33 protein-coding genes are annotated in these 19,190 nt (G+C 60.4%); 15 read left to right on the forward strand and 18 right to left on the reverse strand.

The window, feature by feature from the left end:
• Positions 1-215: 215 nt before the first annotated feature.
• Entirely contained in the window at positions 216-983 is a 768-nt protein-coding gene (locus tag AC3WQS_RS25710; protein WP_308372094.1) for an ANTAR domain-containing protein, read from the reverse strand.
• Positions 984-1,093: 110 nt separating this feature from the next.
• Between AC3WQS_RS25710 and AC3WQS_RS25715 the strand changes: the two genes are divergently transcribed.
• Positions 1,094-1,792 carry a HemK2/MTQ2 family protein methyltransferase gene (locus AC3WQS_RS25715; protein ID WP_019747474.1) on the forward strand — a complete coding sequence of 233 codons (699 nt, stop codon included), beginning with the start codon at positions 1,094-1,096 and terminating at the stop codon, positions 1,790-1,792.
• On the opposite strand, the gene AC3WQS_RS25720 is transcribed toward AC3WQS_RS25715, so the two are convergent.
• Positions 1,749-2,798, reverse strand: coding sequence for an iron-containing redox enzyme family protein (locus AC3WQS_RS25720; RefSeq protein ID WP_308372095.1), 1,050 nt, complete (start codon positions 2,796-2,798; stop codon positions 1,749-1,751). The genes AC3WQS_RS25715 and AC3WQS_RS25720 overlap by 44 nt on opposite strands.
• Here AC3WQS_RS25720 and AC3WQS_RS25725 point away from each other — a divergent pair, their 5' ends adjacent.
• Complete coding sequence (locus AC3WQS_RS25725) at positions 2,799-3,038, forward strand: CDGSH iron-sulfur domain-containing protein (RefSeq protein ID WP_019747472.1); 240 nt, start codon at positions 2,799-2,801, stop codon at positions 3,036-3,038. It begins immediately after the preceding gene.
• Between the two features lie 128 nt (positions 3,039-3,166).
• Here the strand turns inward: AC3WQS_RS25725 and AC3WQS_RS25730 are convergent, their stop codons facing one another.
• The 3 genes from AC3WQS_RS25730 to AC3WQS_RS25740 all read right to left on the reverse strand — a co-directional run bounded on the left by AC3WQS_RS25730 (position 3,167) and on the right by AC3WQS_RS25740 (position 5,188).
• On the reverse strand, positions 3,167-3,370 hold the full coding sequence (locus tag AC3WQS_RS25730; protein ID WP_003943666.1) for a cold-shock protein: 204 nt from the start codon (positions 3,368-3,370) through the stop codon (positions 3,167-3,169).
• Between the two features lie 316 nt (positions 3,371-3,686).
• Complete coding sequence (locus AC3WQS_RS25735) at positions 3,687-4,664, reverse strand: YihY/virulence factor BrkB family protein (RefSeq protein ID WP_003943713.1); 978 nt, start codon at positions 4,662-4,664, stop codon at positions 3,687-3,689.
• Between the two features lie 86 nt (positions 4,665-4,750).
• Positions 4,751-5,188 (reverse strand): STAS domain-containing protein, encoded by a 438-nt coding sequence (locus tag AC3WQS_RS25740; protein ID WP_021333860.1) that lies wholly within the window; start codon positions 5,186-5,188, stop codon positions 4,751-4,753.
• A 317-nt stretch (positions 5,189-5,505) separates the two neighbouring features.
• Here AC3WQS_RS25740 and AC3WQS_RS25745 point away from each other — a divergent pair, with 317 nt between their 5' ends.
• Positions 5,506-5,754: a hypothetical protein gene (locus AC3WQS_RS25745; RefSeq protein ID WP_020968722.1), complete on the forward strand. Its 249-nt coding sequence runs from the start codon at positions 5,506-5,508 to the stop codon at positions 5,752-5,754.
• 15 nt (positions 5,755-5,769) lie between these two features.
• Here the strand turns inward: AC3WQS_RS25745 and AC3WQS_RS25750 are convergent, their stop codons facing one another.
• Positions 5,770-6,489 (reverse strand): SigB/SigF/SigG family RNA polymerase sigma factor, encoded by a 720-nt coding sequence (locus AC3WQS_RS25750; protein ID WP_223258034.1) that lies wholly within the window; start codon positions 6,487-6,489, stop codon positions 5,770-5,772.
• A 95-nt stretch (positions 6,490-6,584) separates the two neighbouring features.
• On the reverse strand, positions 6,585-7,019 hold the full coding sequence (locus AC3WQS_RS25755) for an ATP-binding protein (RefSeq protein ID WP_019747468.1): 435 nt from the start codon (positions 7,017-7,019) through the stop codon (positions 6,585-6,587).
• Positions 7,020-7,255: 236 nt separating this feature from the next.
• Here AC3WQS_RS25755 and AC3WQS_RS25760 point away from each other — a divergent pair, with 236 nt between their 5' ends.
• Positions 7,256-7,693: a hypothetical protein gene (locus AC3WQS_RS25760; RefSeq protein ID WP_024487397.1), complete on the forward strand. Its 438-nt coding sequence runs from the start codon at positions 7,256-7,258 to the stop codon at positions 7,691-7,693.
• A 9-nt stretch (positions 7,694-7,702) separates the two neighbouring features.
• Here AC3WQS_RS25760 and AC3WQS_RS25765 read toward each other — a convergent pair whose 3' ends face one another.
• The 5 genes from AC3WQS_RS25765 to AC3WQS_RS25785 form a co-directional block, all read right to left on the reverse strand.
• The gene (locus AC3WQS_RS25765) at positions 7,703-8,014 is read right to left on the reverse strand and encodes a WhiB family transcriptional regulator (protein WP_037120154.1); all 312 of its coding nucleotides are present in this window, start codon (positions 8,012-8,014) and stop codon (positions 7,703-7,705) included.
• A 190-nt stretch (positions 8,015-8,204) separates the two neighbouring features.
• Complete coding sequence (locus AC3WQS_RS25770; protein WP_020968724.1) at positions 8,205-8,876, reverse strand: ANTAR domain-containing protein; 672 nt, start codon at positions 8,874-8,876, stop codon at positions 8,205-8,207.
• Between the two features lie 48 nt (positions 8,877-8,924).
• Positions 8,925-9,059 carry a hypothetical protein gene (locus AC3WQS_RS25775; protein ID WP_020968725.1) on the reverse strand — a complete coding sequence of 45 codons (135 nt, stop codon included), beginning with the start codon at positions 9,057-9,059 and terminating at the stop codon, positions 8,925-8,927.
• 73 nt (positions 9,060-9,132) lie between these two features.
• Positions 9,133-9,678 (reverse strand): Dps family protein, encoded by a 546-nt coding sequence (locus AC3WQS_RS25780; RefSeq protein WP_019747464.1) that lies wholly within the window; start codon positions 9,676-9,678, stop codon positions 9,133-9,135.
• Positions 9,679-9,762: 84 nt separating this feature from the next.
• On the reverse strand, positions 9,763-9,921 hold the full coding sequence (locus tag AC3WQS_RS25785) for a hypothetical protein (protein ID WP_003943664.1): 159 nt from the start codon (positions 9,919-9,921) through the stop codon (positions 9,763-9,765).
• 358 nt (positions 9,922-10,279) lie between these two features.
• Here AC3WQS_RS25785 and AC3WQS_RS25790 point away from each other — a divergent pair, with 358 nt between their 5' ends.
• A complete protein-coding gene (locus AC3WQS_RS25790; protein WP_492713182.1) occupies positions 10,280-10,582 on the forward strand; it encodes a MerR family transcriptional regulator in 303 nt (100 codons plus the stop codon).
• A 24-nt stretch (positions 10,583-10,606) separates the two neighbouring features.
• On the opposite strand, the gene AC3WQS_RS25795 is transcribed toward AC3WQS_RS25790, so the two are convergent.
• The 4 genes from AC3WQS_RS25795 to AC3WQS_RS25810 form a co-directional block, all read right to left on the reverse strand.
• Positions 10,607-10,984 carry a hypothetical protein gene (locus tag AC3WQS_RS25795; RefSeq protein WP_019747463.1) on the reverse strand — a complete coding sequence of 126 codons (378 nt, stop codon included), beginning with the start codon at positions 10,982-10,984 and terminating at the stop codon, positions 10,607-10,609.
• 136 nt (positions 10,985-11,120) lie between these two features.
• Entirely contained in the window at positions 11,121-12,608 is a 1,488-nt protein-coding gene (locus AC3WQS_RS25800; RefSeq protein ID WP_019747461.1) for an alpha,alpha-trehalose-phosphate synthase (UDP-forming), read from the reverse strand.
• Positions 12,605-13,024: an STAS domain-containing protein gene (locus AC3WQS_RS25805; protein WP_019747460.1), complete on the reverse strand. Its 420-nt coding sequence runs from the start codon at positions 13,022-13,024 to the stop codon at positions 12,605-12,607. Before AC3WQS_RS25805 ends, AC3WQS_RS25800 begins: the two co-directional genes overlap by 4 nt.
• Positions 13,025-13,283: 259 nt before the next feature.
• Positions 13,284-13,472 carry a PI-type proteinase gene (locus tag AC3WQS_RS25810; RefSeq protein WP_228117918.1) on the reverse strand — a complete coding sequence of 63 codons (189 nt, stop codon included), beginning with the start codon at positions 13,470-13,472 and terminating at the stop codon, positions 13,284-13,286.
• A 165-nt stretch (positions 13,473-13,637) separates the two neighbouring features.
• On the opposite strand from AC3WQS_RS25810, the gene AC3WQS_RS25815 reads away from it, so the two are divergent.
• Positions 13,638-13,886, forward strand: coding sequence for a hypothetical protein (locus AC3WQS_RS25815; RefSeq protein ID WP_007726566.1), 249 nt, complete (start codon positions 13,638-13,640; stop codon positions 13,884-13,886).
• A gap of 283 nt (positions 13,887-14,169) precedes the next feature.
• On the opposite strand, the gene AC3WQS_RS25820 is transcribed toward AC3WQS_RS25815, so the two are convergent.
• Both AC3WQS_RS25820 and AC3WQS_RS25825 read right to left on the reverse strand, forming a co-directional pair.
• Positions 14,170-14,661 carry a hypothetical protein gene (locus AC3WQS_RS25820; RefSeq protein ID WP_225989303.1) on the reverse strand — a complete coding sequence of 164 codons (492 nt, stop codon included), beginning with the start codon at positions 14,659-14,661 and terminating at the stop codon, positions 14,170-14,172.
• On the reverse strand, positions 14,658-15,236 hold the full coding sequence (locus tag AC3WQS_RS25825) for an RNA polymerase sigma factor (RefSeq protein WP_020968728.1): 579 nt from the start codon (positions 15,234-15,236) through the stop codon (positions 14,658-14,660). The genes AC3WQS_RS25820 and AC3WQS_RS25825 overlap by 4 nt, the downstream gene beginning before the upstream one ends.
• Before the next feature lie 186 nt (positions 15,237-15,422).
• On the opposite strand from AC3WQS_RS25825, the gene AC3WQS_RS25830 reads away from it, so the two are divergent.
• The 9 genes from AC3WQS_RS25830 (at position 15,423) to AC3WQS_RS25870 (ending at position 19,120) form a co-directional block, all read left to right on the forward strand.
• Entirely contained in the window at positions 15,423-15,887 is a 465-nt protein-coding gene (locus AC3WQS_RS25830; RefSeq protein ID WP_003943699.1) for an Asp23/Gls24 family envelope stress response protein, read from the forward strand.
• A complete protein-coding gene (locus AC3WQS_RS25835; protein ID WP_020906553.1) occupies positions 15,884-16,168 on the forward strand; it encodes an Asp23/Gls24 family envelope stress response protein in 285 nt (94 codons plus the stop codon). Before AC3WQS_RS25830 ends, AC3WQS_RS25835 begins: the two co-directional genes overlap by 4 nt.
• A 70-nt stretch (positions 16,169-16,238) precedes the next feature.
• Entirely contained in the window at positions 16,239-16,427 is a 189-nt protein-coding gene (locus AC3WQS_RS25840; protein ID WP_223258031.1) for a hypothetical protein, read from the forward strand.
• Positions 16,428-16,465: 38 nt separating this feature from the next.
• The gene (locus AC3WQS_RS25845; RefSeq protein ID WP_003943629.1) at positions 16,466-16,645 is read left to right on the forward strand and encodes a hypothetical protein; all 180 of its coding nucleotides are present in this window, start codon (positions 16,466-16,468) and stop codon (positions 16,643-16,645) included.
• On the forward strand, positions 16,638-17,030 hold the full coding sequence (locus AC3WQS_RS25850) for an Asp23/Gls24 family envelope stress response protein (protein ID WP_019747452.1): 393 nt from the start codon (positions 16,638-16,640) through the stop codon (positions 17,028-17,030). Before AC3WQS_RS25845 ends, AC3WQS_RS25850 begins: the two co-directional genes overlap by 8 nt.
• Entirely contained in the window at positions 17,027-17,596 is a 570-nt protein-coding gene (locus AC3WQS_RS25855) for a DUF6286 domain-containing protein (protein ID WP_408989849.1), read from the forward strand. Before AC3WQS_RS25850 ends, AC3WQS_RS25855 begins: the two co-directional genes overlap by 4 nt.
• On the forward strand, positions 17,593-18,177 hold the full coding sequence (locus tag AC3WQS_RS25860) for a hypothetical protein (RefSeq protein ID WP_492713171.1): 585 nt from the start codon (positions 17,593-17,595) through the stop codon (positions 18,175-18,177). Before AC3WQS_RS25855 ends, AC3WQS_RS25860 begins: the two co-directional genes overlap by 4 nt.
• Positions 18,178-18,583: 406 nt before the next feature.
• Positions 18,584-18,847: a GlsB/YeaQ/YmgE family stress response membrane protein gene (locus AC3WQS_RS25865; RefSeq protein WP_047890188.1), complete on the forward strand. Its 264-nt coding sequence runs from the start codon at positions 18,584-18,586 to the stop codon at positions 18,845-18,847.
• Positions 18,848-18,922: 75 nt separating this feature from the next.
• Positions 18,923-19,120, forward strand: a complete 198-nt coding sequence (locus tag AC3WQS_RS25870) for a CsbD family protein (RefSeq protein WP_019747449.1) — start codon at positions 18,923-18,925, stop codon at positions 19,118-19,120.
• Positions 19,121-19,190: the final 70 nt, after the last annotated feature.

Genomic DNA, 19,190 nt, shown 5'->3' on the forward strand with positions numbered 1-19,190 from the left:
ACCCTGGTACGGTCGGGTCTTCTTTCGTCCCGGTTCTCAACAGATAACCACATTTCGGACGAGTGCCGCCGCTCGACCGCCAGCAGTCACGCAGGTCGAAAACTGTTTCGGTGAAACATCTCTGGATGCGTTTGGGAACTGTGACTTCGGGGTACAAGACGGGGTTTTGCGACTGTGCTTTCGGGTGCAAAACGGGGTTTTGCACCGAAGAATCTTCAGAACCGGCGGTGGCGCACCGAATCGATGAGCATCCGGGCAACCTCGTGCAGTTTCACGTTGGTGTTCTGCGATTGCTGCACAAGACGGCTGAATGCTTCCTCGGCGTCGATGCCGTGGACGGCGATCAGGACACCTTTGGCTTGTTCGATCTCGGCCCGAGATTCCATGGCGCAGTGCAACTGTTCGATGTGCTCGTGTGCTTGACGCCAGCGTCGTGAATCTGCGATCGCCGCGCCCGCACCGGCGGTGAACAATTTCATCAACTCTTCGTCGAAGGCCTTGAACTCTGTCGAGGCGAATCCGTAGACGTTGAAAGCGCCGAGCAGTTCGGTGTTCCCTTCGCCCATGGTGATCGGCACGGACAAGTAGGACCGGACGCCTTGTTTGCGGGCTTCGTCGGTGAATTCCGGCCATTCGTCGACGTGATCACCCACCTTTGCCCGAACCGAGGACACCGTGCGCGCGGCGTCAACGCACGGACCACGATCAGCGGAGTGCTGGGCGTCATCTATCTCGGAAAGGTAGTCCGCGGTGGACGCAGCAGTTCGTGGGCCATCGGCGGACAAGACCGTCACGCTGACAGCATCGGCGTCAGGCAGTGCTTTGACCGCGGTCTCGGCCAGACGTTGGAGCATGGAGTCGAGATGCTCGTCCGTGTTCAGATTGGACCGGAGTCCGGCAATCGCTTCGGCGAGTGTGTCGAGCGAATCTGCCGCGGAAGCAAACGCCGCGGCTACCTGAGGAGCGTCCGCATTGCCTGTCATGACTCAGGTCTACTCCGCAAACTGCGACGATGTAACCGTTCCGGGCAGTCGATGCTGCGAAGTTCGCATGAAATCCGAGGTTCCTGGGTAGCCGCACGCAGCGATGTGCGATGTCGCCTGAAAAAGAGGAGCCGATGATGATCCTGCGTCTACCTGGTGTGTATCGACCGCAACACGACACGTCGTTACTGGCGGATGCGCTGCTGTTCGAGCACCTCACCGCTCGCAGCCGGGTCCTGGATCTGTGCACGGGGACCGGCGCCCTCGCCGTCGCGGCATCGGCGGCTGGTGCAGGCCACGTCGTCGCGGTCGACATATCTCGCCGAGCGTGCGCCAATGCTCGTCTCAACGGAATCCTCAACGGAACCTTGATCGATTCCCGTCGCGGCGACCTCACCGAGGCGGTACACGGCGAACTCTTCGATCTGGTGATCTCCAACCCGCCGTACGTCCCTGCACTGGCAGACGATCTACCTACCGCTGGAATCGAACGGGCTTGGGACGCAGGCAAGGACGGACGCGCCCTCATCGACAGGATCGCGGCCACCGTTCACGAAGTACTCGTCCCCGGCGGCACACTACTTCTTCTGCAGTCGGTACTGTGTGGGGTCGACAAGACCGAGGCGATACTCGAGGAACACGGTATGGCCGTGGAGATCTCGGCCCGGAAGTACATTCCCTTCGGGCCCGTGATGCGCGAGAGGCGCACCATGCTCGAGGCACGAGGGTTGATCACCACCGGTCAGGAAATCGAACAACTCGTGATCATTCGCGCAACGAAGTCTCGCCCTTCTCCCAACTCGATGTGAGGTGATCGCCGAGAAGGTCGTCGAACGCGAGGCACGTTGCAGCGCCGAACAAGATGTCATCAGTGCGGTGCGGCTGCGAAGAAGCAAGACCGCCGGCAAGTTCCCGAACGGCGATCTGTTCGTGAACGGAATCCGCTTCCACGTGCTCGTCGTAGAACAGTGTCGCGTCCGAACCGAATCCGAGTCGGCGCAAGCCGGCACTGTACCGTTTGCTCGGCAGCGCCGACGTGGTCTCGACGGCGCACAGGTGCCCGACCAGCGCTCCGAGATGTCGGCGATGAAAGCCGAAGAGCGAGAGAGCATTCAACGACGCCAAGGTTACCGCGGGAACAGCATCGATGTAGTGGCCGTAGCGGTCCGAAAGGCCGACAGCCCGCATGGTGTCGGCAAAAAGACGCGAATGCATTCGCTCTGCGCTGCCCCCTCCGTACTCGTCGCTCTGCACTTCGACGAGGGCTGCTTTGACGGCACCGGAGAGGCGCGAAATTCCAAGGGTGTGCACATCCGCTTCACGCAGCTGATTGAGCGAACGGTGAATCAGCACCTCCGCGATCTGATCGATTGTGGCGTCCTTCGCCATAAAGGACGCCAGACCGGGGCCTGCACTGGGAGCCGTCATCGCCCACAAATCGGCTACGACGTCACCGGACGACGGAACCTTTCCCACGAGTTCCACGATGGCGGCCTCGAAATGCGTCTCGAGACGCGACCTCGCCGCGAGCAGGTCCAGATTCCACTCCCACGCGTCCGAGACGTTCTCGATTCCCTGCAAATGAAGCTCGTAGAGGAGCGTCAGAGTCAACTGAGCGTCGTCGTCTCGAAGAATGTCGTAGGTGGGGTCGATGGACCGTGCAACCTCGTACGCGTCAGCGGCAGCCGTAAGCTCCCTCGGATCGGCCGAGGAGCGCAGAATGGAAACGAGAGTGGCGCTCAATGGGCCGCGAGCCTGTGGAACAGGCATGGAAGTGGGCACGCCAGTGGCCGAATCGAGAAGTGAAGAGGACATATGACCGCGTTTCCCGAATCGTCATCTGCCGAAACACCGAGTGTTGCCGGTAACAACACCACCATAACCGCCTGCTCGGACGGCCCGCTGCTGGTGCGTGGTGACTTCGAGTTGCTCCGTGACGACGGCACTCCGATAGAGAACAAGCGCTCTACGGTTGCTTTGTGTCGATGCGGGCGGACCGGCATCGCGCCGTTCTGCGACAGCTCCCACAAGAAGAAGCGGGCGCGAGCGACGTAACCGGGGCCAACTCGGAACGAGCCGGACCCGTAAACCAAGACGGCCCTGAAACCAAGAAAAGGCTGGATGCCGGCACCGTGCGGTGCAGCGTCCAGCCTTTTCAGTCTGAAGTCAGACTGGGATCGAACTCAGATGGCGCGAACGTTCTGAGCCTGGGGGCCCTTCTGGCCCTGTCCGATCTCGAACTCGACCTTCTGGCCCTCGTCGAGGGACTTGTAGCCGCTGCCCTGGATCTCCGAGTAGTGAACGAACACATCCGGTCCGCCACCTTCCTGCTCGATGAATCCGAAGCCCTTTTCACCGTTGAACCACTTGACACTGCCCTGAGCCATAACCAAATTCTCCTGGATCCATCGAGCCGAGCCCTCCCATCGAGAGTCCGGTCTCACACCTGATCCTGCCATGCTCTTCTTTTTCTGTCTCCAATTACATGCATGGCGAGTTGCAGTATTTGACGGGTTTGTCCCGTTCCTGGACCCCGTCGGAAGCAGGTGATTGTTCAACTATGCACGTTTACCTGCTGTGATGTATTCGTCGCTTCGATGTAGCGCGAAATGACAACACCTGTGTTAAATCTGGATTCGCGGCGCAGAATGCCACCCTGATACCCAGGAGGGGACCAAATACCCAACTCGATCGGGGTCGAGATCAGTCCGAATCGTCGGGTTTGGTGTGCCCGTCGAACGTCACATGGATGTTCTCGTGGGGAACCGCGCGTTGGGCTTTTGCTTGATCGGCGAAGGTACGCCGATCGCCTTCGATGAGTTCGGTGTTGTCGGTGAACGGAGCCAACAACGCCCGCGGATGGAGTTTGTCGACTCGCACGACGTTGATTTCCGCGCACATGACGATCGAGGCGGCAGCGAGGAACAAGAAGGCCAACAAACCCAGAACGATGGCAAAGACGCCATTGGTGGTGGAGGCACCCCGCACCACGGAGGTCACGTAGAGGGCACCGAAGGACTGAAGTGCTTGCCAGAGAACAGCAGCGGCGATCGCTCCAGGCGCCACATCGGCTACCGAGAGCGGGCGGGCGCAGGTGAGCCGGAAAGCGACGATGAAGATGCCTGCATTCAAGACGACTACCGCAAGGGTCAACAGGAAGCTGAACGAACCGCCCAGATGAAGCGCACCGCCGATGTTGGAGACAGCGGTGGTCCCCAAGATCGCGAGACCGATGGTGCCCAGGAGCAGTAACCCTTGAAGACGCCCGCGGATGGGATCCGGTCGCATGTTTCGGGGCACCGACCACACCGTGTTCATCGCATTCTGGCAAGCCAGAGCGACACCGAGGCCACCGTAGAGACCACCGACGATTCCGATCACCAGCCCTGTGACACCGCCGCCGATCTGTTGCGCATTGCCCAGATCGTCACCGATCACCGGAAACTGATGCAGAGCGGAGTCCAAGATTTGTTGCTGAAGCTCGGGGTTGCCAGAGAGCACGAAGCCGAGAATGGTCGAGAGCAACAGAAGAAGAGGGAAGAGTGAGACGAAGCCGTAGTACGCGATCAGCGCGGCGAGATAAACACCTTGATCGTCGAGGAACTTGTAGAGGACCGCTATCGGGAACCCCAGGGCCGGATGCTTCTGTTGCAAGGCATCGAGGCGCTTGGCGATTGTCATTCTCGGTCTCTCTCAGCTCGTCGGACAGCCCGACGAACCTTAGTCGCTGCGAGCGCGCGGCGCTCGACGCCGGTGCAGGCTTGGCGTCAGGAGGCTTCGAGTGACTTTTCTGCTTCGGCGAGCGCGCGCATTGCTCCCTCGACAGAGTTGGTGACCGGAAATTCCTCTTCCGCCCGTGCGGCCCGAAGCAAGCGTCGAAGCGGGTGTGACCCGATGACGGACCAGTGGAAGTCGTGCGCTCGTGAACGGGAGTTCAGTTCGGCGAACAGTTCGAGGCAGACCGCACCGACGAACAGTGAGTTGGACAGGTCGAGAATGACGCGGGACCACTCCGCAGCGTACGAGTTGAGAAGTTCTCTCAGTTCTGGGGCGGACAGTTTATCGAGGTCGACGTCGACCTGGATCAGGACTGTCGAGGGCGTTATCCGCCAGGCTGCGAAGCCTTGTGTGTCCACGATCGGACCCAATTGTGTTGAGGGATCGACGAAATCGATCGCTGTGTGGTCGAGTTCATTCAGATTCATGGCAGATCCGGTCTGTGTGCTTTTCGTCGAAAGGCTGACGACCGACCTGGCGGCACGGAAAGTGGAAGAGTCCAGGTGTGGAAAGCATTGAGCCCAATGGATGTACGCAGGAAGTTGTGACCTGAATCCAGAGTCCTGATGCGAACCGAGCGCCAGCGGCTTCAGCCCCGGCTGTATTCTCAACCTCGGTATCGCTCAGTGTAGCTCGAGGGCTTGGATCGGTCCAGGCTTGTAGTCGAACATTAAGCGGTGCAATGTTTTTGGCTCGACACTTCGGTATGGTTGGGGATCAGCGCCACCTGACGAAGGGATTTCAGATGAACGACCGCGATGCACTCACGGCCATCTCGACCAAGCTCGACACACTGATCGGCGCGGAGACCAACGGTCTGCAGGACGAGGTTCCGCCCGGTTCCAGTGTTCAGCGCACCGAGCAGGACGGCGAGCACGGCCGGTGGGGGCACGATTACCGTCTCGCCAACAAGTATCTCGAGGCTCTCGACATCGGCCAGCCCGGGCTCATTGACCGAGACGAGATGGAACGTCTTGCGCAGGAATACATCTGATCCTGGGGACCTACTTCAGAAGATTTCACCCATCTCGGTGCGCAGCTGCTTCAGTGTCTGAGTGAGGATTCTGGATACATGCATCTGAGAGATGCCGATCTTTTCGGCAATCTGGGACTGGGTGAGATGACCGAAGAATCTGAGAACCACGATCGTGCGCTCGCGCTCCGGTAGTGCAAGGAGCGCGGGTCGCAGGGTTTCGTGATTGTCGATCCGACTGATCGCTTCGTCGTACTGTCCCAAAGTATCGATCAGAGTCAGTCCGCTCCCGTCGCCGGCTGACGCGGTGTCGAGCGGTGTGGTTCGATACGAATTTCCGGCGGTCAACCCCTGTTCGACCTCGTCCGGCTCGATGTCGAGCTCCGTCGCAAGTTCCGCTACCGTCGGTGCACGGCCGAGCGTCTGCGACAACGACGTGAGCGCCCGGTTGAGGGCAAGATGTCGTTCCTGAAGGCTGCGAGGTACGCGTACGGACCAGCCGTGATCGCGAAAATGCTTGCGTACCTCACCCATTACGGTGGGGACTGCGAACGACAGGAAATCCGATCCTTTGTCTACGTCGAATCGCTGCACAGCCTGTACCAACCCCACGCGCGCAACTTGTTCCAAGTCCTCGAAAGGTTGGCCGCGCCCCTGGTAGCGACGTGCAACGTGGGTGGCGAGCGGTAGGCACAGTTCGATGATCGAGTTGGTGATCTTTTCTCGGGTCGGATCATCCGGTGGAAGCGAAGCCATCGAGACGAACAATTCGACAGCTAGTTCGTACTGGTCCTTCTTGTCCGGTGGTACAGCCTTGCCCGGTGGGACAGTATCGTCCGGTGGGACAGCGGTCACGCACGCTCCTGGAGCAAGCCCTTTTCAAGCGTCATCGTCAGGGTGATGTGACCGTCCGCGTCGATTTCCGATTGCTCCAGACGGACCGAGTCGACCAGTGCTTCGAGAACGAACCATCCGAAGCTGTGGGACTTGTCGGGTATTTCGGAGTGCGCGATCACCGACACGACGATCCGAAGAGTGCGACCGTAGGTCTCGAATCGGCAGGTCAAGTCGCTGGACGGTATCGCATGGCCGATGAGGATGCTCGCGACTTCGTCCATCGCCAGAGCAAGGTCGGCTGTCCCGTCGACGTCCAATCCGGTGTTGTTGGCAACCGTGCGGGTGATTCCGCGCAGAGTCGGCAGTTGGGAGTACGACGCTCGGACGCGGAGCGAGGCAATGGAGTCGTGAGTAAGTTCGGCTTCGGTCGGACTCGACAGAGGAATCAAGGGGCTTCCTGTAGGTAGATGTGGCGTAATTCCGGCGGACCGAGGCAAGGAACGGTACCGGCCATGCGTGCCAGCCATCTCTACCCCGGAAGTATTCATGGCCTTCGATTACCCTTCGCCCGGCGAAGTAATCCTCTTTACCCGAACTAGAGGATGAATTGTGAGACACATCACCTGTGGTGCGCTCGTACCGATTCCCATCTTTCATTTGTGACCCGTTCGGGTACGTCCATTTCATGGGCACTCAGGCGGACAGGCAGATCCCTGTACACACACGACCGGAAGGCGTCACGGACGACGAGGTGAAGGCAGCGGGGGTGTTGTCGAACGCCCTCGAAACGGTGGAGCGGGCGCGCGGCGCTCTGTACGACTTCCATCAGCTGATCGGACATGCGGATCTCATGCTCGACGAGGTCGTCGAGTTACTGCGATCCAGCGGTAACGACGAGCTGGCCGATCAGGTCGAGAAAGAGTTGATGGGCCGGAACGTGGTCGAAGGGCGCTGGACCTTCCAGCTGGTCGAGGAGTTCGACGAGAACTACTGGTCCTTCTTTCGGGAATGCGAACAGGTGGTGCGTGACAAGCTGGCCGGCGGAGTGCCGCACCTCTTCGAAGCCGAGATGAAGGAGCGACGCCGCACGCACGGTTTACGACATCACGAGGCCAGGCCTTGAGGTTGCCACCTACTCCGGTGAGTTCGCAGCGGCACTGATCAGTGGTTCAGTTCGACCTTTACGCAACGATTCTCGTTCGGTCGCGGTCATGCCGCCCCAGATACCGTGGGGTTCCCCGGTCTGGATGGCGTGCACGAGGCATCTCTGCACGACAGGACACCTGGCGCACACCAGCTTCGCCGAACTCTCGCGTTTCGCTCGCCTGGAGCCGCGCTCGTTCGTGTCGTCGTAGAACAGGGCGGGGTCGGTGTCGCGGCAGGTGCCGGACAGCTGCCAATCCCACTCGTCGGCAAGGGGCCTGGGAGATGTGTAGGAGCGCATGAACATGGACGTTCCCTTCGCTGCGTGACGAACTCGACTCGGATCGGGGATCCAGGTCGGGTGTTAAGGCAAAGCTCGGTCCCGCCGGCCTGAACCGGCGGGACCTTCGAGGCTCCTCCCTCGAGGGGAAGATTTCGGGGGTACCTCTGGTCGGTCATTACCCAGCCGTACAACCTTTGAATCCCGGTCGTCAGGAATTCTTTTGATCGACGGCACGTCTCTCTGCTGCGGCGACAAGACCACCGGCGATGTCGCGCACCTTGACGTTCCATTCCTGCGACATCTCGACCAGAAGGTCGAAGGCTTGGTCGGCCGAGCACTCGCGCTCGGCCATCAGTAATCCCTTGGCCTGCTCGATCACGGGCCGAGAATCCAAAGCTCTTCTCAGTTCGTCGTTTTCCGCGCGAAGGCGGGTGAGGACGTCTGACGCTGAACTGGACTGCTGAGCCTGGGGTCGTTGAACCTCGTACACACGATGAAGCACTCCGATCACCCTGCCGTCATCATCGGTGACGGCGGAATTCACCGTATTCCAATAGCGCGTGACAAACAGCCCACTACCTCGCTCATCGCGCACGTCGTAACGCTGAGTCGGCAGTGCGTCCCGAGTTCTGGAGTGCATCGTGCGCTCGAATGACGCTGTCAACGAGAAGATTCCGTCGGCAAACGAGTCGTCGGGATTGTCGGGGAAGGCTTCGAACACTTCCACTCCGTGCAACTGATCGAGGCTGCGGCCGGACACGGCAAGGTATTCGTCGTTTGCGCCCTGGATACGGAAATCGCTGTCCACGAGCAGAAGAGAAGAAGTGCTTGCCGCAAATCGATCGCTTCGAACGATCGAGCGGAGAGTGCTCGAACTCATGATTGTGTCGTTTCTGTCCTGTCTTCGACGGCTGCGGCCCCTGATATTTCAGAAGTAATTGATCGCGAGAACTCCAAGGGCGGTGCCTGCCACGATCGATCCGAACAACAAACGCTGTTGCAACACGAACATCTGATACTCGCGACGCGTTTGTGCCGACGTGCCGCGCGAGTCCGCAGACATGCTCTTGCCCTTTCCTGTTGTGGGGATCGCGATTTCGGCCGACCCCCGATCGGCCGAAATCGCGGACGGAGCGTCAGTTCTGACGCGCCTCGTTTGCGGCATCCTGCTCGGTGGACGCGCCTTCGTGTACGAGGCTGCCGCCGGAGTTCTCGAGGTGCGCACGAACGAACCACTGGAACTTCTCCAACTGTGCCGTTTGGCCGATCAGCATGTCTTCTGTGATCGGATCGATCTTGCCGACGTTGTCGATTGCAGTGCGGCTGTCGGTGATGACCCCGGTGTAGACGAGGTCGAGCGCAGCCAGATGGGCGCGAGCGTCGTCGCGGCCGACGGAGTAGTCGTCCCAAGTCCGATCGCGCTCGATCGCTCCCGCTGTGCCCTTGGGGGAGTTGCCCAGTGCCGCGATACGTTCCGCCACATCATCGGCGTAGCCGCGAACCAGCTCCACCTGTGGGTCGATCATCTCGTGCACGCCAATGAAGTTGGGTCCGACGACGTTCCAGTGGACGTGCTTGAGCGTCAGATGAAGGTCGTTGTAGGCGCTGAGGCGTTCCTGCAGAATATCGGCGACGGACGAACCGTCTGCGCTGCTCAGTCCCGGTACGGTGAACTCGGACATATGTTTTCCTCTCGTCTTGATGGGGATCGCCCGCGAACGGGGCGGTCTCGCGCCATCGTCAATCGGATCGCGTGTCGGTCAGGTTCAGTGCGCGAGTGCTACTGGCTCCTCTGTCACCGGGTCGCCGTACATCATCGCGATTCGGCGCTTGACCTCTTCGGTTGTCAAAGTCGCGCTTGCAACAGTGATTCCGATGCCGGTGGTGCTCTCGCCCTGTGTGGGCGGGATGTCGATCGTCGTCATCTTGCTCCCGGTGAAGAGTGTGCCGTGAGGGAGTCGGCTGAACCACCGACTCCGACGTCTGGGTGTTCTACACCTTCGAGTGCCGGTTATGGCGCTTTCAAGTGCTACAAAATCTATATCAGCCGATGTAGATAATTGGCAAGGCTACTTCGATTCGACGGCTAAGGGAAGCTCCCTGTGCGATCTTGCCGAAATCGGCTTTGATCTGCCATTACATGCCTTCTTGGCTCGACGATTTTTGTCATGAGTGGCCCTGGACACGCTTGAATCTATGTCCTGGGCGTCAGATTCACTGCGTGATGATGCTAAGGTCGGATGACGCCGATTGAGACAGCCGACACCGAACTAGGAGGTTCCAGTGACGTCGGAATCCCAGACCCGGGCGCTGCGCGGCGTATACGGGATCTCAGTGATGTCAGAACTGTCCGGGGTAGGACCTCAGACGCTGCGCCTTTACGAGCGAAGGGGCCTGCTCACACCAACCCGCACGGATGGCGGTACGCGCCGTTACAGCGAGGCCGACCTGGATACGCTCGGACGAATCACCGCGCTGATCGACGACGGAGTCAATCTGGTCGGTATCCGTCTGATTCTGTCCCTGGAGGCCGAAAATGCAGTCTTAGCGGCTCGAATCAGCCAGTTGACCGCCGAGGTTGACTAGTAGCGTTGCTCCATACGATGCCGTTCAGGATGGAGTTTCGGTGCGGGTAGGGTCGCCGAAGTCCGCGTCGGCGGAGATCTTGTTGCCTGCCGCTTCGATCTGTTCGAGCGCGGCGTCCAAAGCATCGACCAACCATTGATGCGACGCTTCCGCGAGGAGGCGATCCGGTGTGTCGGTGTTTTCGGATTGGAAGAACCGCACCAGCCACGATTCTCCGTTGTCGGGTCGATCGGAGAGTCCGGCCGCGGTATTGGTCGCCAGAAGATAACGGTTGTATTCGAGATCGACACGAATGGCGTACTCGCCGAACAGGTTCACCACATTGGCCGGCCGATGAGTAGCAGCAGCGAGCGCGATGAGAGCGTCGTTGTAGGTTTCGGAGTACTTCACCGTGAGGGGCATGGTCGGCCTGTCTTTCTGGGCCGATGCAGCATTGCACGGCTATGTTGAGGAGATCAGTTCGCAGCCGCTGCTTGACGATGAACTGAAACCAATCCTAGCTCGAGTCTCCGCTCACCCTTGACGCAAGCCCACGGGGTCAGTTGTTGCGTGCAAAGTCAGACTCGCGCTCCGTGACGAACTGATTGTCCGGGCGCGGTTCGGGCGGCGAAAGTGCAGTCAGGAACGACTCGGCCCACTGATGCACATCATGCGTCATGACCTGGCGATGCAGCGCAGCCATACGGCGACGGCCCTCTTTCGGATCCTGATGAACTGCGGTCAGGATTGTATTCTTCACGCCGTCCAAATCGTGCGGGTTGACCAGGTATGACTGTCGTAATTCCATTGCAGCACCGGTGAACTCGCTGAGAACGAGAGCGCCTCCGAGGTCGCCTCGGCAGGCCACGTACTCCTTGGCCACCAGATTCATCCCGTCACGCATCGGCGTCACGAGCATGACGTCGGCGGCGACGAACAGTGCGATCAGTTCTTCGCGGTCGACCGGCTGATACAGGTAGTGAACTACGGGGCGGCCGATCTGACTGTGGTCGCCGTTGATGCGGCCCACCTGTTCCTCGATGACACTGCGAAGGTCGATATAGTGTTGCACGCGTTCGCGACTGGGCGTGGCGAGCTGCACCATCGTGTACTTCTCCGGATCCAAGCGGCCCTCGTCGAGGAGTTCCTTGAGGGCTTGCAGTCGCAGGTCGATGCCCTTGGTGTAGTCCAGGCGGTCGACTCCCAGCAGGATTTTTTCGGGATTTCCGAGCTCTTCCTTCAATTCGCGTGCGCGGCGCAGGACCGATTCGCTCTTCGACTGGCGCTCCAGCTCGGCCGAATCGACGGAGATGGGAAATGCCCCCACCTTGACGACGCGAGAGTCGAAATCCACATGCCCGAGCGCACTTCGAACACCGACGCCCGCGGTCGTTGTCTTGAGTCCGAGTAGTTTTCGGGCCAAAAACAGGAAATTGTTTGCGCCACCAGGCAAGTGGAAGCCGATCAGATCGGCGCCCAGCATTCCCTTGACGATCTCCTTGCGCCACGGAAGCTGCATGAAGAGCTCGACCGGAGGAAACGGAATGTGAAGGAAGAACCCGATCGTCAGGTCCGGGCGCAGTTCGCGCAGCATTGCCGGCACGAGTTGCAATTGATAGTCCTGCACCCAGACGGTGGCTCCGTCCGCGGCGCAACGGGCGGTTTCCTCGGCGAACCGCTGGTTGACCGCGACGTACGTGTGCCACCACGACCGTTCGAACGTCGGTGCCACCAGAACGTCGTGGTAGAGCGGCCACAGCGTGTCGTTGGAGAACCCCTCGTAGTACTCGGCGAGGTCCTGAGAGGTCAGCTCGACGGGAAACAGACGAAGGCCGTCAACCACTATGGGATCTACCTTCTCGTCCGCGACCCCCGGCCAGCCGACCCAAGCGCCGTCTCGCTGTCGCAGGATGGGTTCGAGAGCAGTGACGAGTCCACCCGGACTTCGCTTCCAGTTCTTGCCACCGTCCTCGTCGGTTTCGAGATCGACGGGTAGTCGGTTTGCGACGACGACGAATTCGGAGAGCTTTTCGAGATCGGTACTCACGCCGACATCGGCTCCGCCAGGGTCTCGTCCAGCACGGTGGTCGAGGACAGGTATGTGACCGCCTCGGCTGTCGAGTCGGTGAACACGATGTCTGCGTCCATCTTCAGAAGAGACAGCGGGCGCCTGACGGGGTGCGCTGCGACGAGCGTCCAAGGAACGCCGAGCCTTCGTGCCTTGGCCGACAGAGTCTCGATGATGGAAAGACCTCCGACGGAGATGAACTGGACGTCCGAGCAGTCGAGTACGAACGGGTGACGCTCACCGATCAGGTCGTCGACGCAGGCAGCGAAATCGGCTCGGGACCGGACGTCGATCTCGCCGCTGACCACGAGCGATTGAATGTTTTCCGCACACGTCGTGGTGAATGTGGGGGGACTGTCCGTACGCTCATCTGTAGTTCTCGAAAACTCGTTCATCGAAACTCCTGACGGATTGCTCGAAACGGTTCGTTCGAACGGTCTGGTTCGAAACGGTTTCGTTCGAAACCGGGAAACGGCACGGGAAGCAACGCACGAACCGTGCTCGTCTTCAACGGCTGGGTACTCAACCGTGCTGAGTGCCTACCTTACCGCATCGCGAAAACTCAGGTGAAAAGCGTTAGATCCGTAAGGATTTCAAGGACCCGTGAGCGTCGGCCCACGGGACCTTGGTCCCGATGACTGAGCTCTTGCGCGATCAGTCGGTGTCGGTTGCCGGGCCGGTACTCGAGGCTCCACCCTCGTCGGCCCACGTACGCTCGCCCGACGGATCGGTCTGAACGTCCTTGTGTGCGGCATCGGCCCCGGTTCCGGGACCGTGGTCGGTGCCGGTGGTCTGCGGCTCGTCCGTCTGATCCGTGCGGTCGGTGGAATTTCGTTCACTCATGGTGGCTGCGTCTCTCTGAAGGTTGGTGTTCATGTACTTGTCGTTTCTTGCTCACCCGTGAGGGGTACTCAATAGGGGTAGTACGTCACGTCGCGTCAGTACGTCACGTCGAGCCATACCAGCAAAGTCAGCTGTCACCGAAGCAGGAGATTTCACGTGAACCATATGACCGTGACGACCGAACACCTGCGTGCACTGCTGGGCAGCGGGCCCCATTCGGAATTGGTAGCGGTTGGGGGCGAGATCGAGATCTACGTCCCCGATGAAGAAGGGTTCGGTCTCGAGGGTATCTCGCTTGTCACTCGCGAACAGTTGGCCGAACGCCTACCGTCCTCGCCCGACAACCCCGACGAAGGTGAACTACGTATCGCCGCAGAATCGTTGAGCGAGATGATCGCCGAACTCGGCGGCTGAAGGCTGAAGTTCGGGGCAGCTGACTTCAGATCTGCGGGATCGGATCCGGGGGATACGGGTTCGGTGGCGTCGGAGTCGGTGGCACGGGCGGGGGATTCAGCGGATCGGGTGGTGCCGGCGCGGGTGGTGGCGTCGGAGTCGGTGGCACGGGCTGGGGATTCAGCGGATCGGGTGGTGCCGGCGCGGGTGGTGTCGGCGACCCCGGGTCGGGGACGGGGCCCGGATCCGGTGGTGGGGGAGTGGTCATGAGTGCCGGGTTCCCAAACACTTGCCGAACAAACACCTAGTGCTCGGAGTGGCTTTTGGTGTTCTCCTCGGCAGGTAGATCATCCACGATGTCGACTACGGCGATGTGGACGCTCTCTGCAGAGACGGGTGGGTCCATGTCACCGAGGATCAGGTGAACGACATCGACGACGGTGAATCGAACCCGGTCCGACAGTTCGGCCAGATCCACTCCGTATGGCGCTGCCAGTTCGATACGTAGTGAACGTATTTCGTGGCCGTCGACGAAGAACTCGATACTGCTCGGCGAGCAGTGGTGTCGAGAACGTATCTCGGCGGCCAAATGGGTGCGGAGTACGTGATCGCTCACCGACACCGTGCCTAGACGTGGACCTTCGGACGCGTGTGCGTCGAGCGGCCAACCGGACGCCGAGGTCGACCGTAGCGCCCGGATCACCTTGTCGCTGATTCGATCCCAGCCTGGCTCGGGAGCGTTCCGCAGGACGTCGGATGCGTGCGCCATCAATGCGTCGGTTCGTGATTCAGTCATCGCCACCTCGTCATTCGTTCACTCAGGTTAGCCCGTGCACGATGGTGATGCCCTCGCACTGCATCCGGAGTGAGTCTCAGAATCTTGCCGATTTGAACGAACGTGAGCATCTCCACCTCTCGCAGCGTCCAGGCCGCACGCTGGCGATAAGGCAATTCACCCAACGCTTCTTCCAGTGCCTCCAGGAACGCGGCGTTCGAGGTCGTGTCGAACGGGCCGGCCTCGGGAGACGGCACGAGAGGATCCAGCAGCTTGTCGTCGATCGGTTGCGCTCTCTTGATTCGATAGCTGTCCACGATCTTTCGGGAACAGATCGCGAAAAGCCATGTTCGCATCGACGATTCGCCACGAAATGAATCGAGTCGGCGCCACGCGGCCACGAAGGTGTCCTGGACTACCTCGAGAATGTCGCCTTCATCTGCGAGCATTCGACGCGCATAGCGGTGAAGTGCAGGTCCGTAGTAGTGCACCAGTGACTCGAATGCTTCTCGGTCGCCGAGTATCGCAGCGTCCACCGTTGCGGTGTCCAAGCCGTCAGGTGCTTCGGTGAGCCCCTGTGTGTGCGGTAACGCCACAGTCGCTCCTCTCGCGGAAATGCGGAAAACTCGGCTGCGTTCGAAGATTGTTCGCCCGGCCGGGGCGTTGAATGTTACGGACAGTAACTAACAAGTGTCAGTGATGCACGTCACCTGACTGGGGCATTCGGTTTTGCCTTCGAGTGACGACTACACAGGTAGATCGATCAACAGGAGGAGATGACAATGGTCAGCACACAGGTTGCGACAGCATCTACGAAGGATGTTGCATCATCGAACGACTCGGCTCTCGTGAGCTCTCAAGGAAAGACGTCGATCGCCGACACCGTTGTCTCGAAGATTGCCGGCATCGCCACGCGAGAGGTGAGCGGTGTGTACGACGTCGGCGGCGGAGCGTCCCGGGTTGTCGGGGCACTGCGCGAGCGGATCCCCGGCGCGAGTGTCAACCACTCCCAGGGAGTATCGGTCGAGGTCGGCGAAAAGCAGGCAGCGGTCGACATCGACATCGTGGCCGAGTACGGCGTATCGCTCGCCGATCTGGCCACCGGCATTCGCCGCAACGTCATTGCGGCGCTCGAACGGATGACCGGCCTCGAGGTGACCGAGGTGAACATCACGGTTCACGACGTCCACCTCGACGAGGGCAGCGACGACGAAACCGGCGAGCCCAAGACTGCACGGGTGCAGTGAGCTCCGAAATCGCTGACACCATCGCGGCGGCTGTGACGGGGTTACCTGGGGTCGCCTCGCTTCATGCCGGAATGTTCGGCGAGGTTGGCACGTACCTCCCCGGTCGTCGCGTCGTCGGCGTGCGGGTGACGGAGTCGTCGACAGACATCCATGTGTGCATCTTCGCCGACGCCGCCGTTCGAGACACGGCTTTACGTATCCGCCAAGCGGTTTCAGGACTCGTCACAGGCCCCGTGAACGTGACAGTGGAAGACGTAGTCGGTCGTGGACGCGATGCCTGAGCACTCTCGGGGTTCAGGTCCTGATCGACGATCCACACGCCGAGAGGCGATCAGGAACTACCACCCCGACGTGGGCGGATCTGCCGACGCGCTCAATCGAGCACTCGAACGCGTCGACCGGGACTTCGCATCCCCGATCGGTGTGGTTGTGCGCACGTCGCTGCGCGGCACGATGCGACAGATAGCCAAACCCGTTCGGGCCCAGTACACGCGGGTGCGCGCTCGGTTTCCGGGTGCAAAGACCTACACCGAGATCTGACAGGCACCATCGAACATCATCCACAACGGAGGATTCACATGACCACCTCGACTGTCGGCCTACTGGCAGGACTACTTCTCGGAGTCGCAGCTGCTGCAGGCGGTTTCACCGGATTCCTCATCGCTCTGGTTCTCGGTGTGATCGGATACCTCGTCGGTGGTCAGCGTGACGGCGAGTTCGATCTCGGTGTGATGCTGAAGGGTCGCGGACGTGGCTGAGACAGCTCGACCGGAGTCGTCGGTGCTTGGTGAGCCGGGCGATCGCGGAACCCTGACGATTCGAGACAGAGTCGCGCAGAAGTTGGTTCTCGAGGCGACGCGCGGAACCCCGGGGGTGCGCCATCACGCCGCCGGCATGGACAAACTGACCGGGCGCGAATTGCCGAGGGCGCGAGTGCTGGTATCCGGCAAGCGGGTACGGGCCAAGGTGGACATCGCGATCGAGTGGCCCGGATCCTTGTCGGTCATCGGTACCGCGGTGCGAGAGAACGTGACAACCCAGTTGCAGTCTGTATCGGGCCTGGACGTAGACGGCGTGGACGTGGCGATCGTGAGCGTTCTCCCGGCATCGACCAAGCGTGACGCGGGAAGGAAAGTGCGATGACCGCCGACAAGGTCGCACCACCCACTGCCTCGAGGGCTGCTGCTCCTGTTCCCCTTGCGGCGCCCGGATCGGCCGTCACGGGATTCCTCATCGCCGCGGCGCTACTTGCGCTCGGCGTGGTCGGCGTCCGCGACGCGCTGGTGGATACCGGCGTGATCACCGGGTCGCAGTGGATACCAAGTGCTGCCGCATATGTGGACGGGCTCGCGTACCAGGGTTGGATGTTGCCGGCAGGGATCGCAGCCGTCGTTCTCGGCCTGTGGTTCGTCATCCTCGGACTCAAACCGCGACGAAAGACTGCCAATGCCTTGGTCGGAGTCGCGAATACATGGATCGATCCCGCCGATGTAGCGGCGATAGCGTCTGTTCGCGTCGAGTCACTGGCCCAGGTTCGATCCGCTTCGTCACACGCGACCCGGCGCAAGCTGGACGTGAAGGCCTCGGTCACGCCCGATGGAGCCGCCACCGCTGAATCGGAAATCCGTGCGGTGCTGGGGGACTTGGCCGGGTCGCTGTCACCATCGCCGCGAATCAAGGTTCGTATCCAGACGGGATCACTGTCATGACTCGGACGGCGACGGCGATGGATCGCGTGGCGACATGCGTCGTGGGGATGCTCGCGATAGCGCTGGGATTTGCAGCGATCCTGTGGAATCGCGACGTGATCAAGGATTTCCCGGCGCGTATCGAGATCCCGTGGGCTGAAGATCTTGTCGATCACTCGTGGTGGCCGTGGGCTGTCGGAGCTGGGGGAGTACTGCTAGTCCTCCTCGCGTTGCGGTGGTTGATCGCGCATGTGCCGCTGCGTCGGGTGAAGGAGATCACGGTCCCTGGGTCGAACTCACACAATTCCATCACCGCGGATCTGGGTGCGGTGGCGGAAGGGGCGAGCGCATCACTGGAGGACTTCGACGAAGTGTCGCGTGTCCGAGGAAAAGCGTTGCTCGATCGTGGAGTTCGCACGATCGATTTGCGAGTGACGTTGAGACGTAGCGTCGTATCCGGATCGGAAACGTTGTCCGAGTTGATTGCTCGCGTCACTGACACGGGGGATCAAGTCGAGTCGATGGTCGGTGATCCATCCGTCGCGACCAGAACTCACATCGCCGTGGAAAGCGCGAAACGCGATGAGCCGAGAACTCTCTGATCAATCGAGGTTTGAGCCTCCCGGCGACCGGGTATTGGTAGACCTCCCGATCGTGCATAGAGTCATGGATGTTGCTGTGGCACTGTGTGTCACGGTGCTCCTTGCGACCGTCACTTCGATGGCGATCGCGATCGTAGTGACGCTGATCATGTGCGCGTCGGTGAGTGTCGTTTCTCGTATGTGGTGAATCGCCAGTCATTTTGGTTCTGTCGTGAACACCTGATAGAAAGGTAAGCAGACAATGTGGCTGCTACTGAGTGCACGATCCCCCGCGTCGTGCGGCGGAGAGTCCGGTTGTGTGCAAACACAACCCGCGATCACGGTCTAGTTGCGCGGGCCGATCGCTCGGAACTCTCCCTTCACCGGCAGTCTCTCATTGCGCCGTCCCTTACCTCAAGGAGTCACAATGCTCTCACTCGGAATCATCGCCTGGATCATCATCGGTGGACTAGCGGGTTGGATCGGCAGCAAGATCATGAAAACCGATGCGCAGCAGGGGATCTTCCTCAACATCGTTGTCGGTGTGATCGGCGGCCTGATCGGTGGTTTCCTGCTTCGAGTCTTCGGCGTCGATGTCGAGGGTGCAGGCTGGATCTTCAGCTTCCTCACTTGCCTCCTCGGCGCCGTCATCTTGCTGTTCCTGGTCAAGGCAGTCACCGGAAAACGCTGACACATTTGTCCACGCAGTTCGAGTTCGACTGAATCCCACGGCCGAATCCACACCGAATTCAAGAAGGAGAAACACATGTCTGACTTCATCGACAAGGCAAAGCACCGCGCTGAGGATCTCATCGGCGAAGCCAAGGAAAAGATCGGAAATGCCACGGGCAATGACGATCTGGCTGCCGAAGGTGTTGCCGATCAGGGCGAGGCAAAGGTCAAGAAGGCCGGAGACACTGTCAGTGACAAGGTCTCGGATATCAAGGACAAGTTCACAAGCTGAATGAGTTTCGGCGCGGTTGACCGGCACTGTCTCTTCTCCACATCTCCTCGCCCACGCGACCCTGACCACT

It is taken from the genome of Rhodococcus sp. FW305-130 (genome assembly GCF_058788335.1).

Excerpts from the sequence above, each read along its gene's own strand:
- AC3WQS_RS25740 (WP_021333860.1), bottom strand. The coding sequence starts at position 5,188 with ATGAATCTGAATGAACTCGACCACACAGCGATCGATTTCGTCGATCCC.
- AC3WQS_RS25795 (WP_019747463.1), bottom strand. The coding sequence starts at position 10,984 with ATGCCCCTCACGGTGAAGTACTCCGAAACCTACAACGACGCTCTCATC.
- AC3WQS_RS25765 (WP_037120154.1), bottom strand. The coding sequence starts at position 8,014 with ATGCGCTCCTACACATCTCCCAGGCCCCTTGCCGACGAGTGGGATTGG.
- AC3WQS_RS25855 (WP_408989849.1), top strand. The coding sequence starts at position 17,027 with ATGACCGCCGACAAGGTCGCACCACCCACTGCCTCGAGGGCTGCTGCT.
- AC3WQS_RS25750 (WP_223258034.1), bottom strand. The coding sequence starts at position 6,489 with ATGGCTTCGCTTCCACCGGATGATCCGACCCGAGAAAAGATCACCAAC.
- AC3WQS_RS25830 (WP_003943699.1), top strand. The coding sequence starts at position 15,423 with ATGGTCAGCACACAGGTTGCGACAGCATCTACGAAGGATGTTGCATCA.
- AC3WQS_RS25770 (WP_020968724.1), bottom strand. The coding sequence starts at position 8,876 with ATGAGTTCGAGCACTCTCCGCTCGATCGTTCGAAGCGATCGATTTGCG.
- AC3WQS_RS25725 (WP_019747472.1), top strand. The coding sequence starts at position 2,799 with ATGACCGCGTTTCCCGAATCGTCATCTGCCGAAACACCGAGTGTTGCC.
- AC3WQS_RS25815 (WP_007726566.1), top strand. The coding sequence starts at position 13,638 with ATGACCGTGACGACCGAACACCTGCGTGCACTGCTGGGCAGCGGGCCC.
- AC3WQS_RS25745 (WP_020968722.1), top strand. The coding sequence starts at position 5,506 with ATGAACGACCGCGATGCACTCACGGCCATCTCGACCAAGCTCGACACA.
- AC3WQS_RS25730 (WP_003943666.1), bottom strand. The coding sequence starts at position 3,370 with ATGGCTCAGGGCAGTGTCAAGTGGTTCAACGGTGAAAAGGGCTTCGGA.
- AC3WQS_RS25865 (WP_047890188.1), top strand. The coding sequence starts at position 18,584 with ATGCTCTCACTCGGAATCATCGCCTGGATCATCATCGGTGGACTAGCG.
- AC3WQS_RS25735 (WP_003943713.1), bottom strand. The coding sequence starts at position 4,664 with ATGACAATCGCCAAGCGCCTCGATGCCTTGCAACAGAAGCATCCGGCC.
- AC3WQS_RS25720 (WP_308372095.1), bottom strand. The coding sequence starts at position 2,798 with ATGTCCTCTTCACTTCTCGATTCGGCCACTGGCGTGCCCACTTCCATG.
- AC3WQS_RS25780 (WP_019747464.1), bottom strand. The coding sequence starts at position 9,678 with ATGTCCGAGTTCACCGTACCGGGACTGAGCAGCGCAGACGGTTCGTCC.
- AC3WQS_RS25760 (WP_024487397.1), top strand. The coding sequence starts at position 7,256 with ATGGGCACTCAGGCGGACAGGCAGATCCCTGTACACACACGACCGGAA.
- AC3WQS_RS25860 (WP_492713171.1), top strand. The coding sequence starts at position 17,593 with ATGACTCGGACGGCGACGGCGATGGATCGCGTGGCGACATGCGTCGTG.
- AC3WQS_RS25715 (WP_019747474.1), top strand. The coding sequence starts at position 1,094 with ATGTCGCCTGAAAAAGAGGAGCCGATGATGATCCTGCGTCTACCTGGT.
- AC3WQS_RS25810 (WP_228117918.1), bottom strand. The coding sequence starts at position 13,472 with ATGAGTGAACGAAATTCCACCGACCGCACGGATCAGACGGACGAGCCG.
- AC3WQS_RS25805 (WP_019747460.1), bottom strand. The coding sequence starts at position 13,024 with ATGAACGAGTTTTCGAGAACTACAGATGAGCGTACGGACAGTCCCCCC.
- AC3WQS_RS25775 (WP_020968725.1), bottom strand. The coding sequence starts at position 9,059 with ATGTCTGCGGACTCGCGCGGCACGTCGGCACAAACGCGTCGCGAGTAT.
- AC3WQS_RS25870 (WP_019747449.1), top strand. The coding sequence starts at position 18,923 with ATGTCTGACTTCATCGACAAGGCAAAGCACCGCGCTGAGGATCTCATC.
- AC3WQS_RS25820 (WP_225989303.1), bottom strand. The coding sequence starts at position 14,661 with ATGACTGAATCACGAACCGACGCATTGATGGCGCACGCATCCGACGTC.
- AC3WQS_RS25785 (WP_003943664.1), bottom strand. The coding sequence starts at position 9,921 with ATGACGACGATCGACATCCCGCCCACACAGGGCGAGAGCACCACCGGC.
- AC3WQS_RS25845 (WP_003943629.1), top strand. The coding sequence starts at position 16,466 with ATGACCACCTCGACTGTCGGCCTACTGGCAGGACTACTTCTCGGAGTC.
- AC3WQS_RS25710 (WP_308372094.1), bottom strand. The coding sequence starts at position 983 with ATGACAGGCAATGCGGACGCTCCTCAGGTAGCCGCGGCGTTTGCTTCC.